Genomic DNA, 16,781 nt, shown 5'->3' with positions numbered 1-16,781 from the left:
CTCGCTTAGGTATCGTCGCCAGCATGGATCTGGCCCTCACCGAAGAGCAGGCAGCGCTGCGCGAGCTCGCGCGCGAGTTCGTCGACCGGGAGGTCGTGCCGCACGTGCGCGACTGGGACCTGGCCGAACAGGTCGACCGGTCGATCGTCGGGAAGCTGGGCGAGGTCGGCTTCCTCGGGCTCACCGTGCCCGAGGAGTACGGCGGCTCGGGCGGGGACCACCTGGCCTACTGCCTGATGATGGAGGAGATCGGCCGCGGCGACTCGGCCATCCGCGGGATCGTGTCGGTCTCGCTCGGCCTGGTCGGCAAGACGATCCTCTCCTTCGGCAGCGAGGACCAGAAGCGGGAGTGGCTGCCGAGGCTGTGCTCGGGCGAGTCGCTGTCCTGCTTCGGGCTGACCGAGCCGGACACCGGGTCGGACGCGGGCAACCTGTCGACCAAGGCCCTGCGCGACGGTGAGGACTGGGTGCTGTCGGGCACCAAGATGTTCATCACCAACGGCACCTGGGCCGACCTGGCGCTGGTGTTCGCCCGTACCGGCGAGCCCGGCCCGCGCGGGGTGACCGCGTTCCTGGTGCCCACCGCGAGTCCCGGCTTCGAGCACCGGGAGATCAAGGGCAAGCTGGGCCTGCGCGGGCAGTCCACCGGGGAGCTGATCCTCGACGGCGTGCGCGTGCCGGACAGCGCCCGGCTCGGGGACGAGGGCCAGGGCTTCAAGATCGCCATGGCGGCGCTGGACAAGGGCCGGATGTCGGTCGGCGCCGGCTGTGTTGGGCTCGCCAGGGCGGCGCTGGAGGCGTCGACCCGCTACGCCGGCGAGCGCCAGCAGTTCGGCCGCCCCATCGCCGGCTTCCAGCTCGTGCAGCAGATGCTGGCCGACATGGCGGTCGGCACCGACGCCGCGCGCCTGCTCGTGTGGCGGGTCGCCGACCTCGTCGACCGGGGCCTGCCGTTCCGCACCGAGGCCTCGATGGCGAAGCTGTACGCGAGCGAGAACGCCGTGCAGGCCGCCAACCTGGCGATCCAGGTCTACGGCGGCTACGGCTACCTCGACGAGTACCCGGTCGCCAAGATCCTCCGCGACGCCCGGGTGATGACCCTGTACGAGGGCACGAGTCAGGTGCAGAAGCTGCTCATCGGCCGCTCGCTGACCGGGCTCAACGCGTTCGTGTGACCGGCCGGTAGGTGCCGAACGACCAGAGGTTGCCCTCGGGGTCGCGGGCCGAGTACTCGTGGGACCCGTAGTCGGTGTGCTCGGGCTCACGCACGACCCGCGCCCCCGCCGCCCTGGCGCGCTCGCAGTGCGCCGCGGGGTCGTCCACGACGGCGTAGAGGCTGATCGGCGAGGCCAGCGGCTCGGCACCGGTGCTGCCGAGCCAGCCGGGCTCGCGCGGGCCGGCGATCAGCACCAGGCTCTCCCCGAGCCGCAGCTCGCCGTGCTGGAAGCCGCCGTCCTCGGCCCGGCTGACCGAGTGCTCGTCGAACCCGAACGCCGCGCACAGAAAGCGCACGGCCTCGTCCGGGTCCTGGTAGTTCAGTGCCGCGTAGATCGTCATGCCGGGGAGGCTAGGTCGCAGGCACCCAGGTGTATTGGACGGATGTGACCTCGGCCGCCGGTGCGGGCAGCCGGGCGAGGAACGCGCCCGGCGTGGTGGCGGCGAACTCACGGAAGTCCCGGTCCATGTGGGACTGGTCGTAGTACCCGCACTCGACGGCGGTCCGCGCCGGCTCGCCGCCCGCGGCCAGCCGCCGCAGCAGCGCCTCGAAGCGGATGATCCGCGCGGCGGTCTTCGGCGGCAGGCCGACCTGCTGGTGGAACCGCGCCGTCAGGTGCCGCCGGCTCCAGCCGACCTCCTCGGCCAGCTCCCCGACGCGCACGGTGCCGCCGCCCGCCACGAGCCGCCGCCAGGCCAGTGCCACCTCGGGCGCCGGGTGGGGCCCACGGGACAGGCGGGCCAGCAGGAACTCGTCGAGCAGCGCGAACCGGGCCGGCCAGGTCGGGGCCTCGGCGAGCCGGTCAGTGAGCTCGCCGGCCACCCGGCCGAGTACCGCGGTGAGGTCCACGGTCTGCCCGGTCAGCTCCGTCATCGGCACCCCGAGCAGCCGGTAGGCCCCCAGCGGGGTCAGCTTGAGGTCCACGCACTCGATCTCGCCGTGCTGCTCGACCAGGTCCGGCCGGTCGGCCAGCCCGGCGACGAACGCCCTGGGCAGCCCGCCGAAGGGAGCGCCGGTGTTGATGATCACCGTGACCACCGGGACCGGCGTCGCGAGCCAGCTCGTGCCGCTGCTCGCCGGCTGCGTGAAGCCCAGGTAGCTCCTGGTGAGCAGGGTGGAGACCGGGTCGGCCGGCCGGCCCTCGACGAAGGTCGTCACGCGCGCGATGTTAGGCCGTTCGCCGCGCGTTCGTTGTTGCAAGACTCTGGTGGTTGCGCCCGGCTGGTAACTAGGGTGGGAGGGTGTCCGCCTCAGTAGCAATGCACATGAGCGACGGGTTGATCAACGCACCCGTCTCGGCGGTGTTCGGCGCCGTGGCCGTGGCCGGCATGGCCGCCGCGATGGCCGGGGCGCGTCGGGACCTGGACGACCGGACCGCGCCGATGGCCGGTCTGGTCGCCGCGTTCGTGTTCGCCACCCAGATGTTGAACTTCCCGATCCTGCCCGGGGTCAGCGGTCACCTGCTCGGTGGGGCGCTGGCCGCGATCCTGGTCGGCCCGTGGGTCGGCGCCCTGTGTGTGGGCATCGTGCTCGTGGTGCAGGCGCTGGTGTTCGCCGACGGCGGGCTGACCGCCCTCGGCGCCAACATCACCAACATGGCCCTGATCGGTGTCTGCGCCGGCTACGGCGTCGCCGTGCTGCTGCGTCGGCTGGCGCGGCGGAACAGGCCAGGCCTGCTGGCGGTGTGCTTCGTCGCGGCGTTCGTCAACACGGTCGTCGCCTCCGGCGGGTTCATCCTGCAGTTCGCGCTCGGCGGCGACCCCGCGTTCTCCCTCGGTGCCGTCGCCGGCTCGGTGCTCGGGCTGCACTGCCTGATCGGGATCGGGGAGGGCCTCATCACGGCGCTGACCGTCGGGGCCGTGGCGAGCGTGCGGCCCGACCTCGTCCACCTGCTGCGCGGGACCGCGCGGCCCCTGGAGCTGCGCACCGTGCCGGCCGCACCCAAGGAGGCCTGACATGAGCACCGAGGTCCGCCGCAACCGGCGGCTTGGGCTGTTCTTCACCGGGTTCGCGCTGGTCGCCCTGGTGATCGCGGGAGCGCTGTCGTACTTCGCCGACTCCGATCCCGACGGCCTGGACACCGCGACCCTCGAGGGGTGTGAGGTGGTCGAGACCGACGGCGGCGAGGAGCTGGTCGGCGACTGCATCGCCAGGAACGCCGGCGAGCACGACCTGGCCGACAGCCCGCTCGCCGACTACTCCGTCGGCGGCGACGACCGGTTCACCGGGGTGGCCGGGGTGATCGGGGTGCTGGCCACGCTGCTGGTGGCCGGCGGGCTGTTCTGGCTGCTGCGCAGACGAGGTGACCAGCCCGGTGACTAGCCTCCCCGCGCTGGGCCGAAACCTCCGGAGACCACCGGGCCCGCGTCCCGCGCCGGCCGGCGGGACGCTCGTGCTGTACCGGCCGGGGAGCTCCGCGGTGCACCGGCTGCCCGCGCAGGTCAAGATCGTGTGCGCGCTGCTCGCGGTGGTCTGCGTCGTGGCGACCCCTCGCACCCAGTTCTGGGCGTTCGGGGCGTACCTGGTGCTGCTCGCCGCGGTCTGGGCCGCCGCGGCCGTCCCGGTCGGCCACGTCGCCCGGCGCGCCGTAATCGAGGTCCCTTTCGTGGTGGTCGCGCTGGTGATGCCGTTCCTCGGCGGCGGGGAGCGGTTCCGGTTCCTCGGCATGAGCCTGTCCGAGCAGGGGGCGCTGGCCGGATGGAACATCCTGGCCAAGGGCACGCTCGGGGTGCTGGTCTCGCTGACCCTGGCCGCGACGACCACGCCCCGCGAGCTGGTGGTCGGCCTGCAGCGGCTGCACGCCCCGGCCGTGCTGACCACCATCGCCACGCTCATGCTCCGCTACCTCGAGGTGATCGCCGCCGAGGCCCGCCGGATGCGCACGGCGCGGATCTCCCGCGGTCACGACCCCCGGTTCCTCTGGCAGGTCGGAGCGACGGCCCGCGGGATCGGGGCGTTGTTCGTGCGCAGCTACGAGCGCGGTGAGCGGGTGCACCTCGCGATGGTGTCCCGCGGCTGGACCGGTCGGATGCCCGACGGCGGCACCACCGCCGGAGCCGGTGCCTGGCTCGCGGGTCTGACGCCGGTCGTCCTCGCCGCGACGGTGCTGGCGGCCGCGGTACTGCTTCGGTGACCGGGCCGCCGGCGCTGCTCGTCGAGCGGCTGGCCTACGCCTATCCCGACGGGCACCAGGCGTTGTACGGGGTGGACCTGCGGGTCGAGCCGGGGGAGCGGGTGGCCGTGCTCGGCCCGAACGGCGCGGGCAAGACCACGCTGGTGCTGCACCTGAACGGCGTGCTCTCCGGCGGGAGCGGTCGTATCGAGGTCGCCGGACTCCCGGTGTCGAGGTCCACCCTGCGGGAGATCCGCCGCCGCGTCGGCATCGTCTTCCAGGACCCGGACGACCAGCTGTTCATGCCGACCGTCGGCGAGGACGTGGCGTTCGGGCCGGCGAACTTCGGGCTGACCGGCGAGGCGCTGCGGGTACGTGTACGGCAGGCGCTGGACGCGGTGGGGATGACCGAGCACGTCGACCGCTCGCCCCTGCACCTGTCCGGCGGCCAGCGCCGGCGGGTCGCGCTGGCGACGGTGCTCGCCTGCGACCCGGAGATCCTCGTCCTGGACGAGCCGTCGTCGAACCTGGAGCCGGTGGCGAGGCGTGAGCTGGCCGAGGTCCTGCTGTCGCTGGGCCGCACCACGCTCATGGTCACCCACGACCTGCCGTACGCTCTGCAGCTCTGCCCACGCAGCGTCCTGATCGACGGCGGTGTGGTCGTGGCGGACGGGCCCACCCGCGACCTGCTCGCCGACACCGACCTGCTCGCCGCCCACCGGCTGGAACTTCCGTACGGTTTTTCTCTGGACTGAGCAACCCCGCTTCGTGTCAGTTCCGTAGAGGTGATGGGGACCACCACGGGGAGGCTGGGGTGAAGCGGTCGGACGAAGCGGCGTTCCGCGAGTACGTGAGCGCGCGCATGGAGTCGATGCGGCGACTCGCGTATCTGCTCTGCCAGGACTGGCATACCGCCGACGACCTCGTGTCGATCAGCATCACCAAGCTCTACCGGCACTTTCCGCGGCTTCGGGACGACCCCCGGATCGACGGGTACGTCCGGCGGATCCTGTTACGGGTCTGGCTGGACGAGCGCCGGCGGCCGTGGCGACGCGAGGAGCCGACCGAGGTGCTGCCGGAGGTGGTGTCATCGGTCGAGCACGGAGTGGTCGAGCGGTCCGGGCTGCTGGACCTGCTGGAGGGCATGCCGCCGAGGCGCCGGGCCGCGGTCGTGCTGCGCATCTACTGCGACCTCTCGGTCGAGGAGACCGCGGAGATCCTCGGGTGCAGCACCGGGACGGTGAAGAGCCAGACCGCGCGTGGCCTCGACGGCCTGCGCGCACGAGCCCTCGCGGCGACGGACTAGGAGGGGAGCGATGATGGACAGCGGCATGTTCGACGAAGCGATCGGTGAGGTCCCCCCGTCGACCGTGGACGTGGACGCGGCGATGGCCCGGGGCCGGCGGGCGGCGCGCGTGCGCGCCGTGGTGAACCCCGTCGTGGGGGTGGGCGTGGCCGTGGTGCTGCTGGTCGCCGGGGCCGGCGCCTTCCCCCAGCGTGAGCGGGGAGGCTCGGAGCTCCAGGTGGCGGCCTCGCCCACCGCGTCGGCACCGGCCGACCGGCCGCGCCGCTGCGACTCCTTCGAGATGTCCCTGGGTGGCAGCGAGCCGCACCAGGACGTGAGGGCCCGGTTGACCATGCTGGTGAGGCCCCTGGTGCAGCAGCAGCTTCCCGACGGCGCCACCCTCGTCCCCTCGGCTGCCTCGGTGGACCGGTACGGGGCCCGCTACGAGCCGCTGGAGTTCTTCGGGAACTACGATCCCGCCAGGGAGGCACCGACCTTCAACTGGTGCGAGGTCTCCTACTTCTACTACGCCGCGCACGCCGACATCTTGCGAGACGGCAGGTTCGGCAGCGTCTCGATCTCCGTCTCTGTCGAACCGGCGTCTCGTATGGAGTGCGGAGGGGTACCCGACGACCGGACGCAGACGTTCTGCCGGGTGTTTGAGGTGCCGGGAGGCGAGGAGGTTTTCGCCCACAGCGAGGAGTACATCGACGGCGTCCGCCAACACTCGGTGGTGGTCGCCAAAGCCGAGGGGACCACCATCCACCTGACCGCGTTCAACCGCGCCTCTGACGGCAACCGGCCGCGTTTCCCGGAGCCGCCGCTGAACGTCGACGAGCTCCGCGGTATCGCGCTGGACGCCCGGATGATTTTGTTCCGCTGACCCTCACCGCGCCAGGAAGTGCCACCCCACCCACACCCACAGCGCGACCACGACCAGCCGCCCGGTTCGCGTCGCGACGAGGATGTCGACCAGCTCGCCGACCGTGGGGCGGGGTGGCACAGCCCGCCGCGCGACCAGCTCGATCGCCAGCCCGACCAGCGCCAGCACGACGAACCCCACGCCCATCACCACCGAGATCACTGCTGCCTCCGCACCAACAGCCACAGCCCGGCCAGCCACAGCACCCACCCGCCGACCCGCAGCGGGTAGACCTCCAGCACCGGGTCCAGCAGCAGGCTGAACGACAGCTCCCCGAGCACCAGCGACGCCACCTCCCACACCGTGAACGCGAGCGCCCACACCAACCACGCCCGGTGCCGCCGCCCGAACCGCACCCGACCCCCACCCGCCGTTCGCACCGCCGAGTTGTCCACAGATTTCCCCGAACCCCCCGCCAACCCCCGAACGTCGATACGCTGGCAAGGCGGGACGCCCCCGGGAACGGGTGGGGGTTGTTCACTGGGGGCAGAGTCTTCGACGGCCAGTCGTTCGATGGTGCGTGGGCGGCGGTTGAGGGCTACCGCGGCGAGAGCCGCCACGCCGGGTACCAAGACGGCCACCAGCGCGGGGACGCCGTGGCTGGGGAAGGTCGCGCCGAGGGCCGCGTAGCCGACCCCGGCGGCCAACGCCCACGGCGGCGGCCCGAGCCGGGCGATACCCCCGTTGTTCCCGGTGGGCGCCGGGCCAGGCAGGATCGGGGACATGAGCACACTCTCCCCCCTGCACGACGTGCACACCGCGCTCGGGGCCTCGTTCACCGACTTCGCCGGGTGGTCGATGCCGCTGCGCTACGGCAGCGAGCTGGCCGAGCACCGGGCGGTGCGGGAGGCAGCCGGGCTGTTCGACCTGTCGCACATGGGTGAGATCGAGCTGACCGGGCCGGAGGCGGGCCGGGCGCTGGACTACGCGCTGGTGGGGAACCTGTCCGGGCTCAAGGTGGGCCGCGCGCGGTACACGATGATCTGTGACGCGGACGGGGGAGTGCTCGACGACCTGGTCGTGTACCGGCTCGGCGAGGACCACTTCATGGTGGTGGCCAACGCCTCCAACGCCGCGCTCGTGGCGGGGGAGCTGACCACCCGGGCCGAGGGCTTCACCGTCGAGGTCGTCGACCGCTCCCGCGACTGCGCCCTGGTGGCCTGCCAGGGCCCGCGCTCGGCGGCCATCATCGGCCGCGTCTGTGACGCCGACCTGTCCGGCCTCTCCTACTACGGCAGCGTCCCCACCAGGGTGGGCGGGCACGACGTGCTGCTCGCGCGGACCGGCTACACCGGCGAGGACGGCTTCGAGGTCTTCGCCGAGGCGGCGCACGCGGCCGACGTCTGGCAGACCCTGACCGAGGCCGGCGCCGACGACGGCCTGCTGCCGGCAGGGCTCGCCAGCCGGGACACCCTGCGGCTGGAGGCGGGGATGCCGCTGTACGGCAACGAGCTGTCGGTGGAGATGAGCCCGTTCGACGCCGGGCTCGGGCGGATCGTCAAGTTCGACAAGCCGGCGGACTTCGTCGGCCGCGCCGCTCTGGAGGAGCGCCGCAAGGCGCCGGCGGCGCACGTCCGGGTCGGGCTGGTGGGCGAGGGCCGCCGCGCGCCCCGCCACGGCTACCCCGTCCTGGACGGAGGCGCGCCGATCGGCACGGTCACCAGCGGCGCCCTGTCCCCGACACTGGGCCACCCGATCGCCATGGCCTACGTCCCGCCCGCGCTGTCCGAGCCGGGAACGCCGCTCGCGGTCGACCTGCGCGGCCGGACCTTCCCCGTCCAGGTCGTGGCGCTCCCGTTCTACAAGCGCGCCTAGCCGCCGGGGGCCATCCGGGCGCGGACCGCGCGGCCGGAGATCCACCAGACGCGCCCTGTGGCACGTCGGCACAGCCCTCGGTCGCGGTCTTCGCGCCCAGTTCGCCGCTGGCGGCGTTGTCGGGACAGGCCGAGTACGACCCGGTACGAGGCCTGCCCTCCGCCTTGCCGGCGACGACCTGGATCACCAAGCCCATCGACCGGGACTGTGCGGACGTGCCCTAGCGTCCCCCCGGAACGGCTGGCGCGATCGGCACCGACAGGACGATCGGCTCGCTGGGCCGTTCGGGCTCCGGCGCCGCGGCCGGCTCGCAGGGACGGCGCCAGCACTGGACCAACCTGAGGTTGGCGTTCGCCCGGAGTGCCGTCTCGAGGGTGGCCGTCACCTTGCGGTGCCCGCCTTCGTCGAGGAGGGTCGCGAACCACCGGGCGTCCCGGTTGGCCTCGGCGACGCGGAGGAAGGCGGTGGCGGTCCGGATGCCGAGGGCGTGCAGCCGCTCGCGCTTCTCGTGCCGCTCCCCGCTGGCCCCGTCGCGCGCGGTCGGACCGAGGTGGGTGTAGAGGATGGCCTGGTCGGTCCAGTCGATGATCCGGTTCGGCGCCAGTCGGGTGTTCAGCAGCAGGTCGACGAGGTCGGCGGTGGCCATGTTCGGGATGTTCTCGATGTCCTCCTCCTCCAGGCGTGCCTGGTGCCAGACGGTGAGCCCGTCCAGCTGGTCCAGCGACAGCGGCGTGCGCATGCCCGGCACGGTGAGGTAGGTCTGGCGCTTGAGGTGCTGGGTGATGAGCTGCCACAGCACCAGCGGGAACACCCCGAGCGTGAACGACACCGTCGCGAGCACGGCCGGGTCGAGCAGCTTGGTCTCCTGGTTCACCACCGTCAGCACCCAGGTGCCGATGATCGCCAGGATGACCCGGATCGACACCGCGATGTAGGCGCTGCCGCGCAGGTCCTTGAGCGCGTAGCGGCGGAACAGCATCTGGAGCGAGAAGAAGTACGCCCCGACGAACGCGAGCGTGACCGGCTGCAGCTCGGGCGTGAGCGCGTGGAACCACGCCACCACCGCGACCGCCGACTCCGGACCGTCGGAGGGCGGCGCGCCCACGTGGATCGGGGGCAGGGTGAGCAGCCAGCCGATCGAGATCAGGACCGTGGAGGTCAGGACCGGGATCGCGGCGGTGGTCGTCCCCGTCGAGGAGTCGAAGTCCGACCGCGTGTACCGGGCGAACCGGTTGCCCTGCACCGTCTCGTGGACCTTCTCCGGCAGGTCGCCGTAGGCCGCGCCGAACCGCTGGAGGTAGCCCGAGATGCGGCGCCTCTTCGGCACCTCGCTCTCGCCGGTCTGCCTGTCCATCAGCCCGAGGCGGTCGAGGTTGGCGAGGAACTCGTTGAGCAGGCTGGCCCGGCGCGTCGTGATGAACAGGTACCACAGGACCGCCGGCAGCAGGCACACCACGAGCAGCAGCGCCGCGCGGAGCGCGACGAGCTGGAGGTTGTCCGGGAGGACCGCCACCCCGCCGACGAGGATGATCGCCGCGGGCACCGCGGCGAACATGCCGAGCGAGGGGCGCCGGTGCGCCCAGCGGCCGGACGGGTTCCTGCTGAATGGGTTGTCCGCCATCGTCACCTTCCCTACGCGCCGGAGGTCACACGCAGGGTTGGAGCGTGTGCGGCGCGCCGAACGTGACTGAGTGCCCGAGGAACACCCCCTGGACGGGTGCGGGTAACCCGATCGTGGTGGCGGTGGTGGATCGCTCAGGCGGCCCCGGCCTTGCGGCGGGCGTCGGCGACCGCCGTGGCCAGCTCGTCCCGGCTCATCTTGGAGCGGCCCTTGATGTCGAGCTCGCGGGCGAGCTTGTCCAGGTCGGCCTTGCTGAGGTCGTCGAGGTCCTCCGCCCCGGCGGCCTTGCTCGCCCGGGCCGGCGCGGCCTCCTCACCCCCGTCGCGGCGCTGCTTGCGGCTCTCGACGCTGCGCGAGAGCGCCTCGAACAGGTCGACCACCTTCGTCGGCTCGCTCGGTTCGGTCTCCGCGACGATCTCGCGGCCCTCGCGCTTGTCCTCGATGAGCTTCTCGACCTGCTGGGTGTAGGTGTCGTGGTAGTCCTCGGGGCGCCACTCGTCGGTCATCGACTCGATCAGGTTGACCGCCATGTCGAGCTCCTTGCCCCGGGCCGTGGTGACCTCCGGGACGGACTTGAGCTCCTTGGCCGGGTCGCGGATGTCCTCGGGGAAGAGCAGGGTGTTGAGCACCAGCAGCCCGTCGCCGGCACGCACCGCGGTCAGGTACTCCTTACCGCGCATCACGAACGAGGCGATCCCGGCCCGGTTGGTCTTCTCCATCGCCTGCAGCAGCAGCGAGTAGGACCGGCCGTACTCCTCCTTGGCCGGCGCCAGCCAGTAGGTCTTCTGGAAATGGATCGGATCGATGTCGTCCAGCTCGACGAACGAGTTGATGTCGATGGTCCGCGACCGGCCCGGGGCGATCGCCTCCAGCTCCTCCGGCTCGATGATCACGTACTCGCCGCCGCCGAGGTCGGCGCCCTTGACGATGTCGGAGAACGCGACCTCCTTGCCGGTCCGCTCGTTGATCCGCTTGTACCGGATCCGGTCCGACGTGCCCCGCTCGAACTGACGGAAGCTGATCGTGTGGTCCTCGGTCGCGCTGTACAGCTCCACCGGGATGGTGACCAGACCGAAGTTGATCGCCCCGCTCCAGATCGGTCGTGCCACTGTCATCGCCTCCCGGTCACCGCTCGTACCGGATCATCATGACGCGTTACAGGAACCGAGCACCAGTCGTGTTTGCCATCCCATACACCTGGGTACCACCCGTGCGCACGGCCAAGCGCGATGACAGAGGAGCACCCATGGTTGACGTGTCGAGGTTGCCGGGTCCCATCTCGGAGACCTGGGACTGGCAGCGGCTCGGAGCCTGCCGAGGCCAGAACAGCGATATGTTCTTCCACCCGCGGGCCGAGCGCGGCCAGGCTCGCGAGGAGCGCATCGAGCGCGCCAAGGAAATCTGCCGCACCTGCCCCGTCATCGTCGAATGCCGTCACCACGCGCTGACCGTGCACGAGCCCTACGGCATCTGGGGCGGGCTCGACGAGAGCGAGCGGCGTGCCGCGTACCAGCACCGCAAGCGGCGCGGTCAGCACGTCGCCTGACGTGCGAGCCGGGCCGCGGCGTCGACCAGTCGGGGGCCGTCGAGGAGCTCGGGGTCGTTGTGACCCACACCGGGCATCTCGATGGTGGTGACCGGCCCAGCCGCAGCCTCCGCCACGGCCCGGCTCTGCCACGGGGGGACGACCTCGTCCTCCGTTCCGATGACCACCGTGACCGGCGCGGCCGTGCGCCGGACGTGGTCGACGACCCGGAACCGGTCCTTGAGCAGCAACCGCACCGGCAGGAACGGGTAATGCTCCCGCGCGGTGTCGGCGAGTTCGCTGAACGGTGAGCGCAGCAGCATCCCGGCGCAGGGAGGGTGCTCGGTCGCGAGCTCCGCGACGACCGCCGAGCCCAGGCTCTCCCCGAAGTACATGATCTTCTCCGCGCCGAGCGCCCGGAGCCGGTCGAGACCGGCCCGCGCGTCCAGCGCCAGGCCCTCCTCCGACGGGCTGCCCGGGTTGCCCCCGTACCCGCGGTAGTCGATCAGCAGCACCGACATGCCCCGGTCGGCCAGCGCGGCGGCCAGCGGCGCCCGCATCGTCCGGTTGCCGCCGTTGCCGGAGGCCACCAGGACCGAGACGCCGGTGTCGGTGCCCCTGGCGGGGACGTACCAGGCGGCGAGGGTGAGCCCGTCGCGCGTGTGCAGCTCAACGTCCCGCGCCCCGGCGAGCACCTGGGCGGCCGGCGGAACCGGACCACCCGTGGGCAGGTAGATGAGCCGGCGTTGGAAGACGTAGGCCAACGTCAGTACGACGACGACGAGCAGCACGATCCCGACGAGCACCTGGACCAGCACTCGTCGAGTGTGCCTTGGGCGGCGGGGTCGGTCGGTCGTCGTGGCCGCGCTCCCGGGGCTGGGGCGTGCGGTCACGACGACCATCGTATGGCTCCCGGGCGCCCGTCGGCTCGCCCGACGACCGCGGAGATTAGGGTTGTCAGGTGCTGACCATGCAGGACGCGTTGCTGGCGTTGACCCGATACTGGACCGACCGCGGTTGCATGATCGTGCAGCCGTTCAACACCGAGGTCGGCGCCGGAACGCTCAACCCCGCCACGATCCTGCGTGTGCTCGGGCCGGAGCCCTGGCGGGTGGCCTACGTCGAACCCAGCGTGCGCCCGGACGACAGCCGCTACGGCGAGAACCCGAACCGGCTGCAGACCCACACCCAGTTCCAGGTGATCCTCAAGCCCGACCCGGGCGACCCCCAGGAGCAGTACCTGGCGAGCCTGGAGGCGCTGGGCATCGACATCCACGCGCACGACATCCGGTTCGTCGAGGACAACTGGGCCAACCCGGCCACCGGCTCGTGGGGCCTGGGCTGGGAGGTGTGGCTGGACGGGCTGGAGATCACCCAGTTCACCTACTTCCAGCAGGCCGGCGGGATGAGCCTGGACCCGGTGTCGGTGGAGATCACCTACGGCGTCGAGCGCATCATCATGGCCCTGCAGGGCGTGAGCCACTTCAAGGACATCCAGTACGCGCCCGGCATCTCCTACGGTGAGGCGTTCGGCCAGGCCGAGTACGAGATGAGCCGCTTCTACCTCGACGACGCCGACGTGGACACCCAGCGTCGGCTGTTCGAGGACTACGCGGCCGAGGCGCGGCGCCTGCTCGACGCCCGGCTGCCGGTCCCGGCGCACGTGCACGTGCTCAAGTGCTCGCACACGTTCAACGTCCTCGACGCCCGCGGTGCCGTCTCGACCACCGAGCGCGCCCGCGCCTTCGCGCGGATGCGCGCGCTGGCCCGCGAGGTCTCCGCGCTCTGGGCGCAGCGGCGCGAGGAGCTCGGCCATCCGCTCGGGCTCACCCCGGCGCTGTCCGCCGCCGCACCTGCGGAGTCGCTGCCCGAGGTGTCCGCGGCCGCGCCGCTGCTGTTCGAGATCGGCACCGAGGAGCTGCCGCCGGGGGAGGTGACCCGGTCGGCCCGCGCGGTCCGGGAGGCGCTGACCGCGAAGCTCGCCGGCACCCGGCTCGAGCACGGCGCGGTGGAGGTGCACGCGACGCCGCGGCGGATCGTCGTCGTGGTCGAGGAGGTGGCGCCGCGCGAGCCGGACGCCGAGCGGTTCGTGCGCGGGCCGCGCGTGTCGGCGGCCTTCGACGCGGACGGCAACCCGACGAAGGCCGCGGCCGGTTTCGCCCGGGGCCAGGGCGTCGAGGTGTCGGCGCTGGAGCGGGTCGAGGTGGACGGTGTCGAGCACGTCGGCGTGACGCGGACCGACGCCGGGCGCGGTGCGGTCGAGGTGCTCGCGGAGGTGCTCGGCTCGCTGGTGGCCGAGCTGCGCGCGGACAAGAACATGCGGTGGAACGACCCGAAACTGTCGTTCACCCGTCCGGTGCGGTGGCTGGTCGCGCTGCTCGGCTCCGAGGTGGTGCCGGTGGTGGCGTCGTCGCTGGCGGCGGGCCGGACGACGCGGGTGCACCGCACCGCGGAGTCCCCGGTCGTGGAGGTGCCCTCCGCGTCCGGCTACCTGGACTTCCTGGCCTCGCACGGGATCGTCGCCTCGCCGTCCGCGCGCCGCGCGACGATCGTCAGCGCCGCCACGGCGCTGGCGGAGTCCGTCGGCGGCAGGATCGACGTCGAAGGGGAGGCCGCGCTGCTCGACGAGATCACCAACCTGGTCGAGGAGCCGAACGCGATCCTCGGCGGCTTCGCGCCGTCGTATCTGGACCTGCCGCAGGAGATCCTGACCACGGTGATGCGCAAGCACCAGCGGTACGTCCCGGTGCGCGACGCCGAGGGCAACCTGCTGCCGCACTTCGTCGCCGTGGCCAACGGCTCGTGCGCGGCGGACGCCGTGCGCGCCGGGAACGAGGCGGTGCTGCGCGCGCGGTACGAGGACGCGAGCTTCTTCTGGCGGGCGGACCTGCAGGTCGCGCCGGAGGCGATGAAGTCGGGTCTCGCGCGGCTCGCGTTCGAGGAGCGGCTGGGTTCGATGGCCGACCGGGCCGCCCGGATCGCCGCGGTTGCCGGGAACCTGGGCAGCGCCCTGAGCAGCGCGGACCGCGCGACGCTGGACCGCGCCGCGGTGCTGGCGAAGTTCGACCTCGGCTCGCAGATGGTGATCGAGCTGACCAGCCTGGCCGGGGTGATGGCCAGGGAGTACGCCGTCCGCGCGGGGGAGACCCCCGAGGTGGCCCAGGCCCTGTTCGACATGGAACGCCCCCGTTCCGCCGGCGACGCCGCGCCCGCGACCGTGCCCGGCGCGGTGCTCGCCCTGGCCGACCGCTTCGACATGCTGGTCGGCCTGTTCGCGGTGGGTGCGGCGCCGACCGGCAGCTCGGATCCGTTCGGCCTGCGCCGCGCGGCGTCCGGGGTGATCACGATCCTGCGGGCACATCCGTCGCTGCGCGAGATCACGTTCGAGCGCGGCCTCGCGGCGGCCGCCCAGCACGTGCGGGCGCAGGGGATCGAGGTGGCGGAGGCGACGCTGGCGGAGGCGGCCGAGTTCATCACGCGGCGTCAGGAGCAGCAGCTGCTGGACGCCGGCCACGACCACCGCCATGTGGCCGCGGTCCTGGCCCTGCCCCCCGCGACCGCCGCGGAGACCCTGGCCGAGATCGAGTCGCGGCAGGGGAACGAGGAGTTCGCCGCGCTGGCGGCGGCCCTGCAGCGGGTGCGCCGCATCGTGCCGGCCGACACCGCGCCCAGCTACGACACGGCGCGACTCACCGAACCGGCCGAGGTGGCCCTGCACCAGGCCCTGGTGAAGGTGGCTGACTCGCTGGGTGCCGGCCCGCACTCGCTGGCCCACTTCGCGGACGTGGCCTCGGCCCTGACCGAGCCGATCAACACGTTCTTCGACGAGATCCTGGTGATGGCGGAGGACCCGGAGGTGCGGGCCGCACGCCTGGGCCTCCTCGCGACGATCCGCGACCTGGCCGCGCCGACGCTGGACTGGCAGGCCCTGGGCACCCAGTAGCGCCGCTGCGGCTGAATGCGCTGGTTGACTGGTGGTCCCGCGCCGGCTCGGGGGGCTGGTCGGCTGTGCGGCGCGCCGTGATGGTTTCCGGTCCCACCAGCGTCTTGTGTGGACGTTCGGCGGGCGGTTCGGCATGGGTGGTCGCGCGGTGCTGTACGGAACTGCGTGCGTTATGTGGCGGTGATGTTCGGCCCGCCTTACCGGTGGTTCGGATGGTCGCTGTACGTGCCGGGAGCTGACACGGGGGAGCGGTCTCCCGGAGTCCTCAGAGGATGACCACTTCGCGGGTCGACTCCTCGCCCTTGACCATCAGTTGCTCGTTGTTCTCCCGGACGGCCCGGTAGACGAAGTCGCCGTAGCCGATCAGGCGGCGGAGCGCTTCGGTGAGCGTGACGCCCTCGCGCTCGATGACGTTCTCCAGGGCGCGCACGGTGTCGGGGGATACCGCGACGTTGATTCGCTTGGGCTCCGCGCGTTGAGTACCTGTGGCGGAGTCGGTGCGTGCGCCCTTGGCCGTCATGGTCACATCCCGTAAGTGAGGTTGGGGCAATCGGGTTAAGTGTAGGTGGGCTGTCGGTGCGTTTGCAACACACACTCTACACATAATCGACACTTACGTAGTGTTGTCACTCTGTCTGCAGCGCGTTATCCTCGCAGATAACCCGACTAAGGGGCGACGTACGATGCCGGACACCAGTGAAGCCGCGTACCGCGGGCACGTGGAACGGTGGCACCTGGAAGGTGACCTGTACGAAGAACCTGTGCACAGCAGCGTCGAACCGCTCGACGGTACGTGGTTCGACTGGGCGGACTCCGTGCAGGACACCCCGCTGATCCTGCTGGTACCTCGAGATCACTCCTGATCCCGGCGGCGCCTGCGCTGCCGGGAGCTCTCGAACCCGCTGCCGGGGTTCAGGCCCGAGCCGACCCCGAAGAAGGCACCGACGATCGTCGCCGCCGCGCCGAGCAGGATCGGCAGGGTCGTTCGCGCCAGTTCGGTCGCGAAGGAGCTGCTGATCGCGTCCACCCACAGGCCGAGCACCAGGACGAAGATCGTCAGGACGATCAATGAACCCACGCCCAGCAGGATCCAGGTCTGCATCCGGAGGAAGTGTCGGCGCGCGGCCGAGCGCGCTTCGATCTCCGCCTGCTGCGCGTGCAGGTCAAGGTCCTCGCCGCAGACTGCCACCCGCTGACCCTCGGCGGCGGAGCCCTCGCGAGTGGTGTCCAGCCCGCCCACGGGTCCGCGCCGCCTCAGCCGGCGGAGCATGCGGGGGTGTGGGGCTCTCATCGGCGCTCCGAAGACGCGTGGCGATCGTTCTCCCGCCCAGCTTAACGCGGA

19 protein-coding genes are annotated in these 16,781 nt (G+C 71.9%); 10 read left to right on the top strand and 9 right to left on the bottom strand.

Annotated features, from left to right (window positions below):
- Positions 1–23 precede the first annotated feature (23 nt).
- Positions 24–1,175 (top strand): acyl-CoA dehydrogenase family protein, encoded by a 1,152-nt coding sequence (locus BU204_RS19165; RefSeq protein WP_075127067.1) that lies wholly within the window; start codon positions 24–26, stop codon positions 1,173–1,175.
- On the opposite strand, the gene BU204_RS19160 is transcribed toward BU204_RS19165, so the two are convergent.
- Complete coding sequence (locus BU204_RS19160) at positions 1,159–1,557, bottom strand: VOC family protein (RefSeq protein WP_075127066.1); 399 nt, start codon at positions 1,555–1,557, stop codon at positions 1,159–1,161. The genes BU204_RS19165 and BU204_RS19160 overlap by 17 nt on opposite strands.
- A 10-nt stretch (positions 1,558–1,567) precedes the next feature.
- Positions 1,568–2,374 carry a helix-turn-helix domain-containing protein gene (locus BU204_RS19155; RefSeq protein WP_075127065.1) on the bottom strand — a complete coding sequence of 269 codons (807 nt, stop codon included), beginning with the start codon at positions 2,372–2,374 and terminating at the stop codon, positions 1,568–1,570.
- Between the two features lie 107 nt (positions 2,375–2,481).
- On the opposite strand from BU204_RS19155, the gene BU204_RS19150 reads away from it, so the two are divergent.
- Genes BU204_RS19150 through BU204_RS19125 form a run of 6 tightly spaced genes read left to right on the top strand, consistent with a single transcriptional unit; the run spans position 2,482 to position 6,496 of the window.
- Positions 2,482–3,171, top strand: a complete 690-nt coding sequence (locus BU204_RS19150) for an energy-coupling factor ABC transporter permease (protein WP_233160408.1) — start codon at positions 2,482–2,484, stop codon at positions 3,169–3,171.
- A 1-nt stretch (position 3,172) separates the two neighbouring features.
- Positions 3,173–3,538: a PDGLE domain-containing protein gene (locus BU204_RS19145; RefSeq protein WP_075127063.1), complete on the top strand. Its 366-nt coding sequence runs from the start codon at positions 3,173–3,175 to the stop codon at positions 3,536–3,538.
- Positions 3,531–4,349 (top strand): cobalt ECF transporter T component CbiQ, encoded by an 819-nt coding sequence (gene cbiQ / locus BU204_RS19140; RefSeq protein ID WP_408608020.1) that lies wholly within the window; start codon positions 3,531–3,533, stop codon positions 4,347–4,349. The genes BU204_RS19145 and cbiQ overlap by 8 nt, the downstream gene beginning before the upstream one ends.
- Positions 4,346–5,083 (top strand): energy-coupling factor ABC transporter ATP-binding protein, encoded by a 738-nt coding sequence (locus tag BU204_RS19135; protein WP_075127061.1) that lies wholly within the window; start codon positions 4,346–4,348, stop codon positions 5,081–5,083. The genes cbiQ and BU204_RS19135 overlap by 4 nt, the downstream gene beginning before the upstream one ends.
- Before the next feature lie 59 nt (positions 5,084–5,142).
- Positions 5,143–5,634 carry a SigE family RNA polymerase sigma factor gene (locus BU204_RS19130; RefSeq protein WP_075127060.1) on the top strand — a complete coding sequence of 164 codons (492 nt, stop codon included), beginning with the start codon at positions 5,143–5,145 and terminating at the stop codon, positions 5,632–5,634.
- 10 nt (positions 5,635–5,644) lie between these two features.
- Positions 5,645–6,496: a hypothetical protein gene (locus BU204_RS19125; protein WP_075127059.1), complete on the top strand. Its 852-nt coding sequence runs from the start codon at positions 5,645–5,647 to the stop codon at positions 6,494–6,496.
- Between the two features lie 3 nt (positions 6,497–6,499).
- Here BU204_RS19125 and BU204_RS19120 read toward each other — a convergent pair whose 3' ends face one another.
- Together BU204_RS19120 and BU204_RS39200 are read right to left on the bottom strand one after the other, a co-directional pair.
- Positions 6,500–6,697, bottom strand: a complete 198-nt coding sequence (locus BU204_RS19120; protein WP_198942920.1) for a DUF6186 family protein — start codon at positions 6,695–6,697, stop codon at positions 6,500–6,502.
- Entirely contained in the window at positions 6,694–7,260 is a 567-nt protein-coding gene (locus BU204_RS39200) for a hypothetical protein (RefSeq protein ID WP_143229590.1), read from the bottom strand. Before BU204_RS39200 ends, BU204_RS19120 begins: the two co-directional genes overlap by 4 nt.
- On the opposite strand from BU204_RS39200, the gene gcvT reads away from it, so the two are divergent.
- Entirely contained in the window at positions 7,259–8,350 is a 1,092-nt protein-coding gene (gcvT, locus tag BU204_RS19110) for a glycine cleavage system aminomethyltransferase GcvT (protein ID WP_075127057.1), read from the top strand. The two genes, BU204_RS39200 and gcvT, sit on opposite strands and share 2 nt — an antisense overlap.
- Positions 8,351–8,570: 220 nt before the next feature.
- Here gcvT and BU204_RS19105 read toward each other — a convergent pair whose 3' ends face one another.
- On the bottom strand, positions 8,571–9,971 hold the full coding sequence (locus BU204_RS19105) for a hypothetical protein (RefSeq protein WP_075127056.1): 1,401 nt from the start codon (positions 9,969–9,971) through the stop codon (positions 8,571–8,573).
- A 134-nt stretch (positions 9,972–10,105) separates the two neighbouring features.
- Positions 10,106–11,080 (bottom strand): non-homologous end joining protein Ku, encoded by a 975-nt coding sequence (gene ku, locus BU204_RS19100; protein ID WP_075127102.1) that lies wholly within the window; start codon positions 11,078–11,080, stop codon positions 10,106–10,108.
- A 137-nt stretch (positions 11,081–11,217) separates the two neighbouring features.
- On the opposite strand from ku, the gene BU204_RS19095 reads away from it, so the two are divergent.
- Complete coding sequence (locus tag BU204_RS19095; RefSeq protein WP_075127055.1) at positions 11,218–11,517, top strand: WhiB family transcriptional regulator; 300 nt, start codon at positions 11,218–11,220, stop codon at positions 11,515–11,517.
- Here BU204_RS19095 and BU204_RS19090 read toward each other — a convergent pair.
- On the bottom strand, positions 11,502–12,314 hold the full coding sequence (locus BU204_RS19090) for an alpha/beta hydrolase (RefSeq protein ID WP_332888581.1): 813 nt from the start codon (positions 12,312–12,314) through the stop codon (positions 11,502–11,504). The two genes, BU204_RS19095 and BU204_RS19090, sit on opposite strands and share 16 nt — an antisense overlap.
- A gap of 152 nt (positions 12,315–12,466) precedes the next feature.
- Here BU204_RS19090 and BU204_RS19085 point away from each other — a divergent pair, with 152 nt between their 5' ends.
- On the top strand, positions 12,467–15,439 hold the full coding sequence (locus tag BU204_RS19085; protein ID WP_075127100.1) for a glycine--tRNA ligase: 2,973 nt from the start codon (positions 12,467–12,469) through the stop codon (positions 15,437–15,439).
- Positions 15,440–15,704: 265 nt separating this feature from the next.
- On the opposite strand, the gene BU204_RS19080 is transcribed toward BU204_RS19085, so the two are convergent.
- Positions 15,705–15,959, bottom strand: a complete 255-nt coding sequence (locus BU204_RS19080) for a ribbon-helix-helix domain-containing protein (protein WP_075127054.1) — start codon at positions 15,957–15,959, stop codon at positions 15,705–15,707.
- Positions 15,960–16,292: 333 nt separating this feature from the next.
- On the bottom strand, positions 16,293–16,730 hold the full coding sequence (locus tag BU204_RS19070; RefSeq protein ID WP_143229589.1) for a hypothetical protein: 438 nt from the start codon (positions 16,728–16,730) through the stop codon (positions 16,293–16,295).
- Between the last annotated feature and the right edge of the window lie 51 nt (positions 16,731–16,781).

Origin of the sequence: Actinophytocola xanthii, from assembly GCF_001921205.1 — a bacterium.
Taxonomy (GTDB): domain Bacteria; phylum Actinomycetota; class Actinomycetes; order Mycobacteriales; family Pseudonocardiaceae; genus Actinophytocola; species Actinophytocola xanthii.
The sequence above is the reverse complement of the archived record's forward strand: the minus strand, read 5'-3'. Positions and strand labels throughout refer to the sequence as shown.

What these genes read in the sequence shown, in the direction of transcription:
- BU204_RS19145 (WP_075127063.1), top strand. Translation starts at nt 3,173, where the DNA reads ATGAGCACCGAGGTCCGCCGCAACCGGCGGCTTGGGCTGTTCTTCACC.
- BU204_RS19165 (WP_075127067.1), top strand. Translation starts at nt 24, where the DNA reads ATGGATCTGGCCCTCACCGAAGAGCAGGCAGCGCTGCGCGAGCTCGCG.
- BU204_RS19125 (WP_075127059.1), top strand. Translation starts at nt 5,645, where the DNA reads ATGATGGACAGCGGCATGTTCGACGAAGCGATCGGTGAGGTCCCCCCG.
- BU204_RS19070 (WP_143229589.1), bottom strand. Translation starts at nt 16,730, where the DNA reads ATGAGAGCCCCACACCCCCGCATGCTCCGCCGGCTGAGGCGGCGCGGA.
- BU204_RS19105 (WP_075127056.1), bottom strand. Translation starts at nt 9,971, where the DNA reads ATGGCGGACAACCCATTCAGCAGGAACCCGTCCGGCCGCTGGGCGCAC.
- BU204_RS39200 (WP_143229590.1), bottom strand. Translation starts at nt 7,260, where the DNA reads ATGTCCCCGATCCTGCCTGGCCCGGCGCCCACCGGGAACAACGGGGGT.
- BU204_RS19150 (WP_233160408.1), top strand. Translation starts at nt 2,482, where the DNA reads ATGAGCGACGGGTTGATCAACGCACCCGTCTCGGCGGTGTTCGGCGCC.
- gcvT (WP_075127057.1), top strand. Translation starts at nt 7,259, where the DNA reads ATGAGCACACTCTCCCCCCTGCACGACGTGCACACCGCGCTCGGGGCC.
- BU204_RS19080 (WP_075127054.1), bottom strand. Translation starts at nt 15,959, where the DNA reads ATGACGGCCAAGGGCGCACGCACCGACTCCGCCACAGGTACTCAACGC.
- BU204_RS19095 (WP_075127055.1), top strand. Translation starts at nt 11,218, where the DNA reads ATGGTTGACGTGTCGAGGTTGCCGGGTCCCATCTCGGAGACCTGGGAC.
- BU204_RS19085 (WP_075127100.1), top strand. Translation starts at nt 12,467, where the DNA reads ATGCAGGACGCGTTGCTGGCGTTGACCCGATACTGGACCGACCGCGGT.
- BU204_RS19160 (WP_075127066.1), bottom strand. Translation starts at nt 1,557, where the DNA reads ATGACGATCTACGCGGCACTGAACTACCAGGACCCGGACGAGGCCGTG.